The organism is Corynebacterium sp. MSK019, assembly GCF_030232425.1.
GTDB lineage: Bacteria > Actinomycetota > Actinomycetes > Mycobacteriales > Mycobacteriaceae > Corynebacterium > Corynebacterium jeikeium_D.
This window is the reverse complement of sequence record NZ_JASPJT010000014.1, coordinates 1-14,441: the sequence shown is the minus strand read 5'-3', so window position 1 is coordinate 14,441 and position 14,441 is coordinate 1. Positions and strand designations below refer to the sequence as shown.

Sequence of the window (14,441 nt, the reverse complement as noted above, 5' to 3'; positions counted from 1 at the left end):
TAAAGGGAAAAAGATGGAAAACACTACCTCCGAAACCAAGGACACCACGTCCTTGGCTGCGGCCCCGAAGTCAAAGGGCCGCCGCAAGATGCGCCGTACTGCCTCCGGCATTATGGCTATGGCTCTCGCCCTCACCGGCGCGGGCTTCCTCGCTAATGCTCTGACCCCTGATGCACAGACGGCTACTGCTCAGCAGGATGAAGCCGCAATGATTCAGCAGGGCAAGGAGCTTTACGACGTTGCTTGTATTACTTGCCACGGCGCCAACCTTCAGGGCGTTAAGGACCGCGGCAAGTCGCTGATCGGCGTCGGCGAAGGCTCGGTTTACTTCCAGGTTCACTCCGGTCGTATGCCGATGCTCCGCAACGAGGCTCAGGCAGCACGTAAGACCCCGCGTTACTCCGAAGAGCAGACGCTGGCTATCGCAGCCTACGTCCAGGCTAATGGCGGCGGCGCCGGCATCGTCCGCGACGAGGACGGCTCCATCGCTATGGAGTCGCTACGCGGTAAGAACGCCGGCCCGAACGGTGAGCTTGACAAGGCTGACGTTGCTCGCGGTTCCGAGCTGTTCCGCCTGAACTGTGCATCCTGCCACAACTTCACCGGTCGTGGCGGCGCACTGTCCAGCGGTAAGTACGCACCGGTCCTGGATCCTGCAAATGAGCAGGAAATCTACCAGGCAATGCTGACCGGCCCGCAGAATATGCCGAAGTTCTCTGACCGCCAGCTGTCTGCTGACGAGAAGAAGGACATCATCGCCTACATCAAGAACGCCAAGGAAACTCCGACCCCGGGTGGTTGGGGCATTGGTGGCATCGGCCCAGTTGCTGAGGGCCTTGTCATGTGGATTGTAGGCATTGTCGCTCTCGTAGCGGCCGCTCTTTGGATTGGATCCCGCCGATGAGTAATAACGAAAACAAGAAGTACAGCTCCGAAGAGCTGTCGAAGATGAGCAATGCGGATCTCGCTCGTCTGGGTGCTGAACTCGATGACGTGACCATTGCTTACCGCAAGGAACGCTTCCCGATTGCCAACGACCCGGCTGAAAAGCGCGCGGCTCGTGGTGTCACCATCTGGCTGGCACTGTCGGTCATTCTTGGCCTGGCATTCGTCGCCATCTACCTGTTCTACCCGTGGCACTACAAGGGTCACGGCGAAGAGGGTCTGTGGTTGTACACCATGTACACCCCGCTGCTGGGTATCACCATCGGTGGCTGCATCGTCACCCTGGGTATTGGTGCAGTTAAGTTCACCAAGCGCTTCATTCCGGAAGAAATTTCGGTTCAGCGCCGCCACGATGGTCCGTCCGAAGAGGTCGACCAGAAGACCATCGTTGCCCTGCTGAACGATTCTTGGCAGACCTCCACCCTGGGTCGTCGCTCCGCTATCAAGGGCCTCCTTGGTACCGGCGCCGTCCTGGCTGGTATCGGCATGATCCTTCCGCTTGGCGGCATGATTAAGAACCCGTGGAAGCCACGCCACGACGTTGACGTCACTGGTGACGGCACCCTGTGGACCACCGGCTGGACTCTCGTCGAGAAGGGCCACAAGGTTTACCTGGGTCGCGACACCGGCGCTATCGCTGAAGAGGGCGTACACGGCTACACCACTAAGGGCGTTTCCCGCCTGGTTCGCCTCCGCCCAGAGGACCTGTCCGCAGGTTCCATGGAGACCGTCTTCCCTCTTCCGGAGGAGGACGTCAACGACGGCGACAAGTACTCCAAGGATGCTGATGTCTACGAGGCACACATGCACTCGATTCACGGCTCCCGCAACTCGGTCATGCTGATCCGTCTGCGTTCCCAGGACGCTGAAAAGGCAATCCTGCGCAAGGGTCAGGAAGACTTCCACTACGGCGACTACTTCGCCTACTCGAAGATTTGTACACACATCGGTTGCCCGACTTCTCTGTACGAACAGCAGACGAACCGTATTCTCTGCCCATGCCACCAGTCGCAGTTCGATGCACTGCACTACGGCAAGCCGGTCTTCGGTCCAGCTGCTCGCGCTCTTCCAGAGCTGCCGATCAGCGTTGACGAAGAAGGCTACATGTACGCAGAGGGCAACTTCATTGAGCCCGTCGGTCCGGCATTCTGGGAGCGTCAGTCATGAGTAATCCAACGAAACTAGCAACCGCTGCTAAGAATATGGATGACCGCTACACCCTGTCTGGCGGCATGCGTAAGCAGCTCAATAAGGTATTCCCTACCCACTGGTCCTTCCTGCTGGGCGAGATTGCACTCTACTCCTTCGTAGTCCTGCTCTTCTCGGGTGTTTACCTGACTCTGTTCTTCGACCCGTCGATGTCGAAGGTCATTTACGACGGTGCCTACGCGCCGCTCAACGGTGTCGAGATGTCTCGCGCCTACGAGACCGCCCTGCAGATCTCCTTCGAGGTTCGCGGTGGCCTGTTCATTCGCCAGATTCACCACTGGGGTGCTCTCCTGTTCGCCGTGTCCATCATGGCGCACATGTTCCGCATCTTCTTCACCGGCGCATTCCGCAAGCCGCGTGAGGCTAACTGGGTCATCGGTTCCATCCTCCTGCTGCTGTCCGTGGCAGAGGGCTTCATGGGTTACTCCCTGCCGGACGACCTGCTTTCCGGTGTTGGTCTGCGTATTATGTCCGCAATCATCATCGGTCTGCCGATTATCGGCACCTGGCTGCACTGGATGATGTTCAACGGCGACTTCCCGGGTGACATGATTATCCCGCGCCTGTACATTGCACACGTGCTGATTCTCCCGGCCCTGCTGCTGGGTCTGATTGCCGCTCACCTGGCTCTGGTCTGGTACCAGAAGCACACCCAGTTCCCTGGCGCAGGTCGTACCGAGAACAACGTCGTCGGCGTTCGTATTCTCCCGATCTTCGCAGTCAAGTCCGTTTCCTTCGGCCTGATTACGTTCGGCTTCCTGGCGCTATTCGCTGGTATCTTCCAGATCAACGCAATTTGGAACCTTGGCCCGTACAACCCGGCGCAGGTTTCCGCTGGTTCCCAGCCGGATATCTACATGCTGTGGACTGACGGTGCTGCCCGTGTCATGCCGCCGTGGGAGCTCTACTTGGGCTCTTACACGATCCCGGCAGTCTTCTGGGTCGCCCTGCTCTGTGGTGTTCTGGTTGTCCTGCTCTTCGCTTACCCGTTCATCGAGGCGAAGATCACCGGCGACAACGCCCACCACAACCTGCTGCAGCGTCCGCGCGACGTGCCGGTTCGCTCCGGCCTGGGTGCCATGGCTTTGGTCTTCTACACCCTGCTGACTCTGTCCGGTGGTAACGACCTGATCGCATACCACTTCCAGATCTCGCTGAACGTGATGACCTGGGTTGGCCGTATCGGTCTGATCATCCTGCCTCCGATCGCTTACTTCGTCACTTACCGAATCTGCATCGGCCTGCAGCGCTCTGACCGCGCTGTCCTGGAGCACGGCATCGAGACGGGCATCATCAACCAGCTGCCTGATGGTTCCTTCATCGAGGTCCACCAGCCACTGGGTCCGGTCGACGAGCACGGCCACGCCGTTCCGCTCGAGTACCAGGGTGCTTACGTCCCGAAGACCATGAACGAACTGGGCGCCGCTGGTAGCCCGGGTCGCGGTAGCTTCTTCAGCCCGGACTCCCCGGAGCTCGCCGAAGAGGCAGCTCGTATCGAGCACGAGAACCACGAGCAGCAGGCTCAGATGTTCCGTGACCTCGAAGCTCAGAACGCTGAAGAGCGTCGCCAGCTCGAGCAGTAAAACTCCGCGGTAGGTTTTCTACTGCGCTCAAATAAGACCACCCCGGTCCGCATCCACTTCGGATGTCGACCGGGGTGGTTTTTGTTACCCAGATTCTTCCGATTTCACCTTGACCCCACATATGTCGGATACCAAATCTGCTGTTTACCAGTACTAAAATGGACATATGTCTACCAGTCCCTGCCCCACCACCGATCTTTCGAGCAACGCCACACAGCTTGTCGCCAACGGTGTCAACTTCGACTACGAGGCCACGCCTGTTCTGCGCGATGTCTCGCTCACGCTTTCCGACGGCGATGTCCTCGGTCTGGTTGGAGACAACGGAGCCGGCAAGTCCACACTTCTTTGGCTACTATCGGGTCGTCGTCGGCCCACGAGCGGTACGGTGACTCATATTGGCACGCGTGTGCTCGGCTCTCAGGAGCTGGAAGCGCCTTTCGACTCCACGGTGCAAATGCTTATCGATGAGGCCCTCGGCCCCTCGAAACGTCGTTTAGCGGAGCTAGAAGAAGCAGCTGAGGCGATGGCCTTAGCAAAGACCCCAGATGAGTCTGAGGCGGCAGAGAAGGCGTATTCGAAGGCCTTCTCGGACGTCATGGCTCACGATGACTGGAACGCCGAACATAATGCGGAGATTGTGCTCGACCATCTCGGCCTGACCGGTACTGCTCCGGACGGCGCTCCCCTGACAGAGCAACTAACCACGGAGATTTCCGGCGGGCAGCGGGCGCGGCTGGGGCTCGCAATTACGCTCATTCGAAAGCCAGAGATTTTGCTTCTCGACGAGCCCACCAACCATCTCGATGAACGCGGTCGCCAGCTCGTGATTGACACCATCCAGAACCACCCTGGAGTGGTTGTGGTGGCAACACATGACCGCGACTTCCTGGATGCCGTTTGTACTGTAATTGGAGACTTGGTGCCGGGGCGCCCTGGTATTGGGCTGTTCCGTGGTAATTACTCCGACTACGCGAAGCACCGTCGCCACCAGCGTGAGCTATGGGAGCACCAGTGGCGCTCGGAGGAGCATGAACGCAATCGGTTGGAAGACACCATCGAGAATGGCGCTCGTGAGGTCTCACCGGGTCGGGAAATGACGGACAATAACAAGATGGCTTATGACCGCCGTGGCGGTCGTGTAGAGCGGCAAATCGCCCGCCGCGTGCGTTCGGCTAAGCAACGGCTGGAGGAACTCATTGAGGAAGGTGTGGAGCGTCCACCGGCACTACTGGGCTTTGATGCCCCGTTGACCGCCCCCTTACCGACCAAGCGCGCTGCTTCGGGCAGCGATGAAGATTTTCACATCAAGATGCGCGGTGTGGTCGTCCCAGATCGAATTCGGGTTGGTTCACTGACTATTCGTCCCGGCGACAAGGTCGTGATCACCGGCCCTAATGGGGCCGGCAAATCTACTTTGTTTAAGACGATCATGGGGCAAGTTGAGACGCAGGCTGGCGAGGTGCGTATCGGCGAGAACTGTCGAGTAGCCATGCTGGCCCAGGAACAAGACTGGGAAAACCCAAAGAAGTCCGCCCGTGAGTTGTACGACCTTGCGCCCAATGCCCGCGTGCCTCTCGACGACTTTGGGTTGCTTAGCCCCAAGGATGCCAATCGCCCGGTAGGAAGCCTCTCCATCGGCCAGCAGCGACGGGTGGCGTTAGCGTTGGTCGTAGCCAACCCACCGGAGATCTTGCTGCTCGACGAGCCTACGAACCATCTGAGTGTGGATCTAATCGAGCAGGTCCAAGACGCGATCGCATCTGCAGAGGGCACAATTATTGTGATTACCCACGATCACCGCATGATCAACTCGCTCGAAGCGCGTCATCTGCAGGTGACTGACGGTGAGGTCATCGAACTACCTAAGGGGCAGAAACCCATCGAATTCGCCTGATGCGGAATCATATATTGACTAAAGATCCTAACCGGCGAGGTAACACCAGTTAGGATCCCCAACTCGTCCAAACAAAAAAGTCTCTCCCACTAACGCCCTTGTTAGTGGGAGAGACTTTTCGGTTATCTACGACTGTGGTTCAGTCTGATTGCACTCGGACTAGTGCTTCTCCGGCGGAGTGATGTACTGAGTGTTGAGCTTGGTGCCGGAGACGATCAGAATTACCGCGCCAAGGACAATCAGCCAGTAGGCCATGAATGCGATGCCGTAGCCCATGAGGAGGATGCCCATGGTCATCACGAACGGCCAAATCGAGCTAGCGGAGAAGAAACCGAGGGTACCTGCACCGTCGGCAATCTCTGCCTCTTCGAAGTCGGCCGGGGTGATGTCGGAGCGGCGCTCAGTGAAGTGGAAGTATCCACCGAGCATCAGAGTCATCAGAGCTGCGAGGACCAGGCCGGTTGCGCCAGCCCACTCGAGGCGACCCTGGCTTTCGTTGATGACGTTACCGGTGTCCTGGAGGTACTGAGTGCCGAAGATGTAGACGACAGCCATGAACCCCAGGAACACGGTAAGTCCGTAGAAGAGCTTTGCTGCAGACTTCATTTGAGAACTTCCTTTAAGTAAGAATCTTGCTGGGTTTACTTGGCGGTCGCGTTCAGGTCAATGGTGTTAGCACCACGATCACCCATGTCGCGGGTGTCGACACGACCGGAGTTGAACGGCGAAGTGGAGACTGCGAATGCCGGCTCACCGATGTGCTTCAGAGCATCAGCGTTAGTAGCTTCTGGGTTCTCCTGGCGGAACTTGATGTACTCGGTGAATGCCTCACGGGAGACAGCACGAATCTCGAAGTTCATCATTGCGTGGTAGGTACCACACATCTCGGCACAACGGCCAACGAATGCGTTCTTGACCTTGTCGCTCGGGTTGTCCTCTGGTCGGTTGGCAATCTTGTCCGAGTCAATCTTTTCGATCTGGAAGACACGGTTGGACTTGTTAGCCTCCGGGTGCGGGAACACGTCGCGCTTGAAGAGGAACTCCGGAACCCAGAAGGAGTGAATCACGTCAGCGGACGCGAGGTCGAACTGGATTGCAGTGTCTTCCGGAACAACGAGGACCGGAACCTCTTCGGTGGTACCGAGGGTCTCAATCTCGTCGTAGTGCAGGTAGTCGAGGCTCTCCTTGGAGCGTCCGTGAACCGGGTGCTCCTTCTGCTTTGCGCGATCCTCAGCGGACGGAACCTCGTGGCCGCCCTCGGTGAAGAACTGCTCATCAGCCGGCTTCTCAATACGGCCGTTGTATTCCTCGCCGCCCATCAGGTCAGCGGAAATGTTGGCGTAACCGAACTTCCAGTTCCACTGGAAACCGGTGACGTCGACGGTAACTTCCGGATCCTTATCCAGGGCAGTGACCTTGTCCTGAGTCTGAACCGTGAAGAAGAACAGAGTCATCACGATCAGAATCGGGAGAATGGTCAGAGACAACTCAACCGGAACGTTGTATGCAGTCTGGCGCGGGAACTCGCCCTTGCCCTTCTTTTCAGCCTTCTTAGCTGTGAAGTTTGCCATCGAGTAAAGGGTAACGCCCCAAACGATGATGCCGATAATCCAAGCTGCAACCCAGGTCCAAACCCAGAAGTTACCCATGGACTGTGCTTCCGGGGTCACACCTTCCGGCCAACCAAAGCGGAGCAGCTTGAAGAAGCCGTTCTCCGGAGGATTAACATCACAGCCGGCAAGCAAGGCTGCGCTACCGGCGGCAACGCCGAGGACGCCGAGCTTACGGGCGACTCCGAACTTTCTACGCTGATTCACGTGTGTCTGCCTTCCTGATCCACACAATTTTCGATAACCGATTAAGGTTTCGTCCTACCCAAGCAGAGTAGTCGATTCTTAAGCTTTCTCCACAATAAATATGGCTGTGGGGTGCCTTTGAGTATATCTGCCCCTAATAAAATACTGAGAAAGACCCGCCTATCGGGGGTGGCATTCTCACCAGTTACACCCTGTTGACGCTCCCAAGCGCTATGAATTTTTTAGTGTTTGCGCCACGAGCTGACGCACACACCGCTCCGCATAATCCCGCGCCGAGGACAGACACGGCGAGCTAAGACATTCTCCCTTTTCCCCAAAAGGCATTAAAGTAGGTGCAGCATTTCTATGTGGCGCCAATCTGGGTTCAACCCAACTACTCAGCCACGCGGCGGTCATTCACGGCCACCGGTTCAGACGACAGTCAGTCGCGCTGAGCCTCTAGCTACGAAGCCGTCAAAATCCACTAAGTGACACTAAGTGAAAGGTGCGCGCACGAAGCATGTGTGGTCTTCTCGGAATCCTGACTGCAAATTCTGACGCAGCGGAGCTCGTTCCCGTTGTCGAAAGGGCTCTGCCCTGCATGCGGCACCGCGGTCCTGACGATGCAGGCACGTGGCACGATGAGGACGCAGTTTTCGGCTTCAACCGCCTATCCATTATTGATATTGCTCACAGCCACCAGCCGCTGCAGTGGGGACCAGAAAATCAGCCGAATCGGTACTCCATGACCTTCAACGGCGAAATCTACAATTTCGTCGAACTTCGCGAGCAGCTCGAGAAGGAAGGCTACGCCTTTAATACCTCCGGCGATGGCGAACCTATCGTCGTTGGGTTCCACCACTGGGGAGCCGACGTCGTAAAGCACTTGCGCGGCATGTTCGGCATTGCTATTTGGGACAGCGTCGAGCGCAAGCTTTTCCTGGCGCGCGATCCGTTCGGCATTAAGCCTCTCTACTACGCCACCACCGAGCGCGGCACGATTTTCGGTTCTGAGAAGAAGTCCCTGCTCGAAGCTGCGCCGGAGATGGGCATCGATGCGAAGAAGCTGAATAAGCGCGCACTGGAGCACTACGTCGATCTGCAGTACGTGCCGGAACCGGAGTCGCTGCACACTGACATCGTTCGTCTGGAGTCGGGTTGCACTGCCATCGTTACGCCTGGTGGCGAAGTTAAGCAGACCCGCTACTTCAAGCCGAATTTCCCGATTCAGCCAGTGGCTAAGGGCGCTGAACAGGATGTTTTTGACCGCATTGCCCGTGCGCTGGAGGACAGCGTCGAGAAGCATATGCGTGCCGACGTCACGGTGGGCTCGTTCCTGTCGGGCGGTATCGACTCCACTGCGATTGCAACTTTGGCTAAGCGCCACAACCCGAACCTGCTGACGTTTACCACTGGCTTCGAGCGCGAGGGCTTCTCCGAGGTCGATGTGGCTGCCGAGTCCGCCGCCGCCATTGGCGTCGAGCACATTGTGAAGGTCGTCTCGCCGGAGGAGTTCGCCGGGGCGATTCCGAAGATTATGTGGTACCTCGATGACCCGGTAGCTGACCCTGCACTGGTGCCGCTGTACTTCGTGGCCGCAGAGGCTCGTAAGCACGTTAAGGTCGTACTGTCCGGTGAGGGCGCAGACGAGCTCTTTGGTGGTTACACCATTTATAAGGAGCCGCTGTCGCTGAAGCCGTTCGACAAGGTTCCATCTCCCCTGCTGCGCGGTCTGGCTAAGGTCGGCGAAGCTCTGCCAGAGGGCATGCGCGGCAAGTCGCTCCTGCAGCGAGGCACTACTCCGCTGGAACAGCGCTACTACGGCAATGCTCGTTCCTTTAACTTTGAGCAGCTGCAGGAAGTGCTGCCGTGGGCCAAGAAGGAATGGGACCACAGCGATGTCACTGCGCCGATTTACGCGCAGTCTGAAGGCTGGGACCCGGTGACTCGGATGCAGCACTTGGATCTGTTCACCTGGTTGCGTGGCGACATTCTGGTCAAGGCGGACAAGATCACCATGGCTAACTCCCTGGAGCTGCGCGTGCCGTTCCTCGACCGTGTGGTCTTCGACGTTGCACAGACGCTGCCGGTGGACATGCGTGTTTCTCACGGCACCACCAAGTACGCACTGCGTCGCGCCATGGAGCAGATTGTTCCGGAGCACGTGCTCAACCGCCGCAAACTGGGCTTCCCGGTGCCGATTCGCCACTGGCTGGCAGGCGACGAACTGCACGGCTGGGCCGAGGACATCATCCGCGAGTCCCAGACCGATGAGTTCATTAATAAGGACGCCGTGCTCAAGATGCTCGCCGAGCACCACCCAACCGAGCGCGACCACTCCCGCCGCCTCTGGACCATCCTTGCTTTCATGGTCTGGCACGGCATCTTCATCGAAGACCGCATTACTCCGGACATCGAGCAGCGCGACTACCCCGTCGAGCTCTAGCTCGCTTTACGACGGTCCCCGCGCCTCAACCCCATCCTGCCCCGGCAGGCTGCCACCATAGCTGGGGCAACCAATAGAAAAGGCTCGGACCTCACTCAGTTAACAAGAGTGAGGTCCGAGCCTTTTACTATCCGACGCTTTTCACAGCGTCTGCTGACAGCTCTGCTCAGCTAATGACTTAGTTGAAGGAGTCACCGCAAGCGCAGGAGCCAGTGGCATTCGGGTTATCGATGGTGAAGCCCTGCTGTTCAATGGTGTCAGCGAAGTCGATGGTGGCACCGGACAGGTACGGAACCGACTGGCGATCAACGACCAGCTTGACGCCACCGAAAACTTCGGCGACATCGCCGTCGAGGCTGCGGTCATCGAAGTAGAGCTGGTAGCGCAGGCCGGCACAGCCGCCCGGAGCCACGGAAATACGCAGTGCCAGGTCGGTGGCACCTTCTTGGTCCAGAAGTGCCTTTGCCTTGGCAGCCGCAGCTTCGGTCAGGGTAACGCCAGTGCTCTGAGCAGTAGTCATAGCGCGTGTCCTCCTTGTTGAAGTGTTTAAGTATGCGAGTCGACCCCAAGGTCGGCTACGTCATTATTTATCACAACCTTACCGGCCAGTCTTTAATTCCCAATTCTGGGTTCTCTTTTTCTTTCTCTTTTTCGGAAGTCTCTTTTTGCCGCCACATCGCAACCACACCACGGCTTCCCACGCCACAAGCGCACTCTTCCCGCCTGCCCCTGCGGCGGTCATCCCCAAAACCTCGCCCTTGCCCCGTCCCTGCCCCTCAACCTGCAACCTAATTAGGGAAGCACCTTGAAGACCTTATAATCTGGGGTCGTGAATCTACCGTGGAAAAAGAATGACAAAAAGTCCAAGGCAGCTGAGGCAGCTAACGCTGACGCAACCAACGCCGGAGACGTAGCCACCGACGCGACCGCATCCAGCGGGGCCAAGGGCACCGCTTCGGAGTCTCAGCAGCCCGAGAAGAAGCACAGCGGTGCTTTTACTCCCAAGAAGGGGCGCCCCACTCCGAAGCGCAACGAGGTTGAGCGCGAACGCGGCATCCGCCGTGGCCCGGTCGAGGCGCCGCTGACCGCTAAGGAAGCTCGCCAGCGCCGCAAGGAGCTCAAGGCTTCCATGTCCAAGGAAGAGCTCAAGGCCGCCAAGGCACGCGAGCGAGCAGAGCGACGTGAGCAGCGTCGCATTGCCGACGAGCGCATGGCCGCCGGCGATCCGCGCTACATGCTGCCACGCGACCAGGGCGCTGAGCGCAAGTTTGTCCGCGACTGGGTTGATTCCCGTCGCTTCCTCGCTAACGTGTTCCTCCCGTTCGCGCTGATTCTGCTGCTGATTATGATGATTGGCACTTCCCTGCCGAAGCTGGCCAACATCGCATCTCTCATCGCGATGGTTCTCATCATCGCCCTGATTATCGAGGGCATTTACATCGGCCGCCGTGCCATCAAGTTGACGCGTGAGCGCTTCCCGAAGACCACCGAAGGGGCCTGGGGACTGGGCTTCTACGCTTACTCCCGCGCTTCTCAGCCGCGTCGTCTGCGTACTCCGCGTCCGCAGGTCAACATCGGCGACGAAATCAAGTAGCCTCATCTGCCATGCGCACTTTGGTTCTCGGTGGCGCCCGCTCAGGCAAGTCCTCATGGGCTGAGCACGAGCTGCTGGCCACCGCCGCAGCCTCAACCGGCGGTGCCTCAGATGCTGCAGCCTCAACGGTGTTGCATTACATCGCAACAGCACGGCCCTGGCCCGGTGATAGCGATTTTCACTCCAGGGTCGAGGAGCACCGCATTCGTCGTCAAGCACAGGCAAAAGAGCACGGAGTGGCCTGGCACACGGTTGATGACGTCGATGCGGTGGAAGCTCTCGCGTCGCCGGAGCGGCGCATGCTGCTGGACGATGTCGGCACCTGGCTGACGCACATCATCGACGCGCAGGGGCTGTGGGAGGCGCCGAGGGGCAGCGTCGCGCCGTGGACGCACTCGCTTGTCGACGCCGTGCGCAACTTCCCCGCAGATTCCGACCTGTTCATTGTGTCGCCCGAAGTGGGCTTCGGTGTCATTCCCGAACACCGCTCAGGGCGGCTTTTCCGTGATGAAATTGGCCTTCTCAACCAACAGCTCGCAGCTGTCTGTGATCGTGTTGTCCTAGTTGTGGCTGGCTGCCCCATGGAAGTCAAGGCGGCGAACTAGATTCACTCCACGCCGCTTCCCCTATGACGGTCTGCCTAGCAATGCGAATAGCTGTGCACCAATGGTCGGTAGACAAATCGTTTTCGGGTAGCGTTTGAGAGTATGAACGCGGATTATTTTGGACCGGTAGCACGCCCTGACGAAGAGACTGAACAGGCCGCCCGCGCGCGCCATGAGCAGTTGACTAAACCCGCAGGCTCACTTGGCCGGTTGGAAGAACTCGGCATTTGGATTTCGGCGTGTCAGGGAGAATGCCCTCCGCGTGACCTGGACGATTGTCGTGTTTATGTCTTCGCTGGTGACCACGGTGTTGCCCAGGGCGGGGTGTCCGCGTACCCGTCCGAGGTGTCTATTCAGATGCTTGCCAATATCGAGGCAAAGGGTGCCGGCGTGAACGCTATCGCTGACATCGCGGGAGCCACTGTTACCGGTGTGGACATTTCCCTCGACCACGATGCCGAAGGGCCATACCGTATCCGTCGCAGCTGTGGTTCTATCGACCGCGAGGATGCGATGAGCGAGGAGGAGGTCGATAAGGCCATCCGCACGGGCATCGCGATTGCCGACGCCGCCGTTGATGAAGGCGCTGACCTGCTCATTGCCGGCGACCTGGGCATCGGAAACACCACTCCAGCCGCGGCGCTGATTGGTGCCGTGACCAACTCCGAACCGGTGGTCGTCGTCGGCCGAGGCACTGGCATTGATGACGAGGGGTGGAAGCTCAAGGTCGCTGCCGTACGCGATGCCATGTTCCGCGTGCGTCGCCTGCGCAATGACCCGGTTGAGGTGCTCCGTCGTATTTCCTCGCCGGATATGACCGTGATGGCCGCGTTCTTGGCGCAAGCAGCGGTTCGTCGCACTCCTGTGATTTTGGACGGAGTGGTTGTCACATCCGCTGCTCTGCTGGCTGACCAGCTCGCTCCGGGCGCCCGCGATTGGTGGGTCGCCGGCCACAAGTCGGCAGAGCCCGCGCACGCGCTTGCCCTTCGACACCTGGATAAGGAACCACTTCTCGAATACGGGATGCGTCTTGGCGAAGGCTCCGGCGCCGTCGCTGCCCTACCGCTGGTCAAGTCCGGCGTATCGGTCCTGCGCAACATGGCTACTTTCGCCGACGCAGGCGTAAGCACCAAGGACTAATCGACTTGTCCGACAAAGCCGGCCCGTCTCGCCAGGACAACCTCGACGGCGATCCCTCTGCTCACGGCAATGCCGTCGCTGAGGCCATCACCACTGCCCTGTCCTGGCTCACCATCCTGCCCTTCAAAGGCGCGAGCGTGTTCGACCGCATCACCGGCCGTCGCGCCATCGCCGCACTGCCAGTAGCTGGGCTCGTTCCTGCCGCGGGTGCAGTTCTCATCACGGCGGCGCTGTTCGCAACGTCGTCGTCACGCACGCCCACGCTTTACGACGTCATCCCATTCCTCGGCGGCGCCCTGACTATGGTGGCGGCACAGATGTTGACCCGCGCGATGCACCTGGATGGGCTGGCGGATGTGGCGGATGCCCTCGGCTCGTATAAGCCGCCGGAGGGGGCGCGGGAGGTGCTGCGCGATCCGAGCACCGGCCCAATGGGCGTGGGCTCCATCGTGCTGACGATGTTGACGACGACGACTGCTTTTGCCGTGATTGTGGCTAGTGTGCTGTCGCAGTGGTCTGCTGGTCAGATGTGGCCTGGTGTGGTTGCGCTGTGCTTGCCTTTTGTAGCCTCTCGCGCGGCAGCAACGACTGCCTGCTGGCGCGGCTTTCCGCCTTTTTCGAACAGCGGCTTCGGCTCTCTGACTGCCGGTACTCAGTCCACAGTCACGGTGACCTGCTGGTGGATACTGCTGCTCGCTGTGTCGGGCTGGATGGTTGGGCTCGTGGGCGTAGTCGCTTGTGCACTGAGCTTTGGCGTTACACTGCTGCTGACGCGGCATTGCGTGAAGAGGTTTGGCGGAGTCAACGGCGACGTGTTTGGTGCAGTCATTGAGATAACGTGCGCTGTCTGTGCCGTGGCACTTGCCATAGGGTTCTAGCAGGGAAAATGCGCGCATTGCCCCCGTTGGGGTTTTCTTTAAAAAGAACTATTGACGGTCGCTTTGACGCGGACGTATTCTGAGGGCACACCGCCGGGAAGGCGGAGTACAGGAGGCTCGTTTCGGGGCTCGCCCAAATTATTTTGCGCCGACCGTTTGCCGGGGCGCCAAGAACGAGCACACCTTCTAGCCTCCCAGCTAATTAAAAAAGCGCGTCCCGCCGCAGCGATGCACGGGACGCGCTTTTCTTTGTTGGGGTGGCACTCCCAGGTTTGGGGTTAAGTAAAGAAAAGTGTGTCTTTTCCGGGCGTGTTGCGGTTATTTGATCCAGCCTTTTTGGATGCCGAGGTT

General features: G+C 58.9%; 12 protein-coding genes. 9 read left to right on the top strand and 3 right to left on the bottom strand.

Going from position 1 to position 14,441, the window contains the following annotated elements; genetic code table 11:
* Window positions 1-13 precede the first annotated feature (13 nt).
* From qcrC to QP982_RS09535, 4 genes are all read left to right on the top strand, one after another.
* Window positions 14-904 (top strand): cytochrome bc1 complex diheme cytochrome c subunit, encoded by an 891-nt coding sequence (qcrC, locus tag QP982_RS09550; protein WP_016423027.1) that lies wholly within the window; start codon window positions 14-16, stop codon window positions 902-904.
* Window positions 901-2,112 (top strand): cytochrome bc1 complex Rieske iron-sulfur subunit, encoded by a 1,212-nt coding sequence (gene qcrA / locus QP982_RS09545; RefSeq protein ID WP_126108091.1) that lies wholly within the window; start codon window positions 901-903, stop codon window positions 2,110-2,112. The genes qcrC and qcrA overlap by 4 nt, the downstream gene beginning before the upstream one ends.
* On the top strand, window positions 2,109-3,737 hold the full coding sequence (gene qcrB, locus QP982_RS09540) for a cytochrome bc1 complex cytochrome b subunit (RefSeq protein ID WP_070603055.1): 1,629 nt from the start codon (window positions 2,109-2,111) through the stop codon (window positions 3,735-3,737). The genes qcrA and qcrB overlap by 4 nt, the downstream gene beginning before the upstream one ends.
* Window positions 3,738-3,903: 166 nt before the next feature.
* Complete coding sequence (locus tag QP982_RS09535) at window positions 3,904-5,631, top strand: ABC-F family ATP-binding cassette domain-containing protein (RefSeq protein WP_284870468.1); 1,728 nt, start codon at window positions 3,904-3,906, stop codon at window positions 5,629-5,631.
* A gap of 159 nt (window positions 5,632-5,790) precedes the next feature.
* On the opposite strand, the gene ctaF is transcribed toward QP982_RS09535, so the two are convergent.
* Together ctaF and ctaC are read right to left on the bottom strand one after the other, a co-directional pair.
* A complete protein-coding gene (gene ctaF, locus QP982_RS09530) occupies window positions 5,791-6,237 on the bottom strand; it encodes an aa3-type cytochrome oxidase subunit IV (protein WP_016423031.1) in 447 nt (148 codons plus the stop codon).
* A gap of 35 nt (window positions 6,238-6,272) precedes the next feature.
* Window positions 6,273-7,448 (bottom strand): aa3-type cytochrome oxidase subunit II, encoded by a 1,176-nt coding sequence (ctaC, locus tag QP982_RS09525; protein WP_256886873.1) that lies wholly within the window; start codon window positions 7,446-7,448, stop codon window positions 6,273-6,275.
* Window positions 7,449-7,947: 499 nt separating this feature from the next.
* Between ctaC and asnB the strand changes: the two genes are divergently transcribed.
* Entirely contained in the window at window positions 7,948-9,873 is a 1,926-nt protein-coding gene (asnB, locus tag QP982_RS09520; protein ID WP_284870467.1) for an asparagine synthase (glutamine-hydrolyzing), read from the top strand.
* Window positions 9,874-10,051: 178 nt separating this feature from the next.
* Here asnB and QP982_RS09515 read toward each other — a convergent pair whose 3' ends face one another.
* Entirely contained in the window at window positions 10,052-10,393 is a 342-nt protein-coding gene (locus tag QP982_RS09515) for a HesB/IscA family protein (protein ID WP_005512007.1), read from the bottom strand.
* Between the two features lie 309 nt (window positions 10,394-10,702).
* Here QP982_RS09515 and QP982_RS09510 point away from each other — a divergent pair, with 309 nt between their 5' ends.
* The 4 genes from QP982_RS09510 to QP982_RS09495 all read left to right on the top strand — a co-directional run bounded on the left by QP982_RS09510 (window position 10,703) and on the right by QP982_RS09495 (window position 14,090).
* Entirely contained in the window at window positions 10,703-11,467 is a 765-nt protein-coding gene (locus QP982_RS09510) for a DUF3043 domain-containing protein (protein WP_016423034.1), read from the top strand.
* An 11-nt stretch (window positions 11,468-11,478) separates the two neighbouring features.
* Window positions 11,479-12,072: a bifunctional adenosylcobinamide kinase/adenosylcobinamide-phosphate guanylyltransferase gene (locus QP982_RS09505; RefSeq protein ID WP_049190511.1), complete on the top strand. Its 594-nt coding sequence runs from the start codon at window positions 11,479-11,481 to the stop codon at window positions 12,070-12,072.
* Window positions 12,073-12,174: 102 nt separating this feature from the next.
* Complete coding sequence (gene cobT / locus QP982_RS09500; protein ID WP_049190512.1) at window positions 12,175-13,212, top strand: nicotinate-nucleotide--dimethylbenzimidazole phosphoribosyltransferase; 1,038 nt, start codon at window positions 12,175-12,177, stop codon at window positions 13,210-13,212.
* 5 nt (window positions 13,213-13,217) lie between these two features.
* Window positions 13,218-14,090 (top strand): adenosylcobinamide-GDP ribazoletransferase, encoded by an 873-nt coding sequence (locus QP982_RS09495; protein ID WP_147766790.1) that lies wholly within the window; start codon window positions 13,218-13,220, stop codon window positions 14,088-14,090.
* Window positions 14,091-14,441 lie beyond the last annotated feature (351 nt).

Excerpts from the sequence above, each read along its gene's own strand:
- qcrC (WP_016423027.1), top strand. The coding sequence starts at position 14 with ATGGAAAACACTACCTCCGAAACCAAGGACACCACGTCCTTGGCTGCG.
- qcrA (WP_126108091.1), top strand. The coding sequence starts at position 901 with ATGAGTAATAACGAAAACAAGAAGTACAGCTCCGAAGAGCTGTCGAAG.
- qcrB (WP_070603055.1), top strand. The coding sequence starts at position 2,109 with ATGAGTAATCCAACGAAACTAGCAACCGCTGCTAAGAATATGGATGAC.
- QP982_RS09535 (WP_284870468.1), top strand. The coding sequence starts at position 3,904 with ATGTCTACCAGTCCCTGCCCCACCACCGATCTTTCGAGCAACGCCACA.
- ctaF (WP_016423031.1), bottom strand. The coding sequence starts at position 6,237 with ATGAAGTCTGCAGCAAAGCTCTTCTACGGACTTACCGTGTTCCTGGGG.
- asnB (WP_284870467.1), top strand. The coding sequence starts at position 7,948 with ATGTGTGGTCTTCTCGGAATCCTGACTGCAAATTCTGACGCAGCGGAG.
- QP982_RS09515 (WP_005512007.1), bottom strand. The coding sequence starts at position 10,393 with ATGACTACTGCTCAGAGCACTGGCGTTACCCTGACCGAAGCTGCGGCT.
- QP982_RS09505 (WP_049190511.1), top strand. The coding sequence starts at position 11,479 with ATGCGCACTTTGGTTCTCGGTGGCGCCCGCTCAGGCAAGTCCTCATGG.
- cobT (WP_049190512.1), top strand. The coding sequence starts at position 12,175 with ATGAACGCGGATTATTTTGGACCGGTAGCACGCCCTGACGAAGAGACT.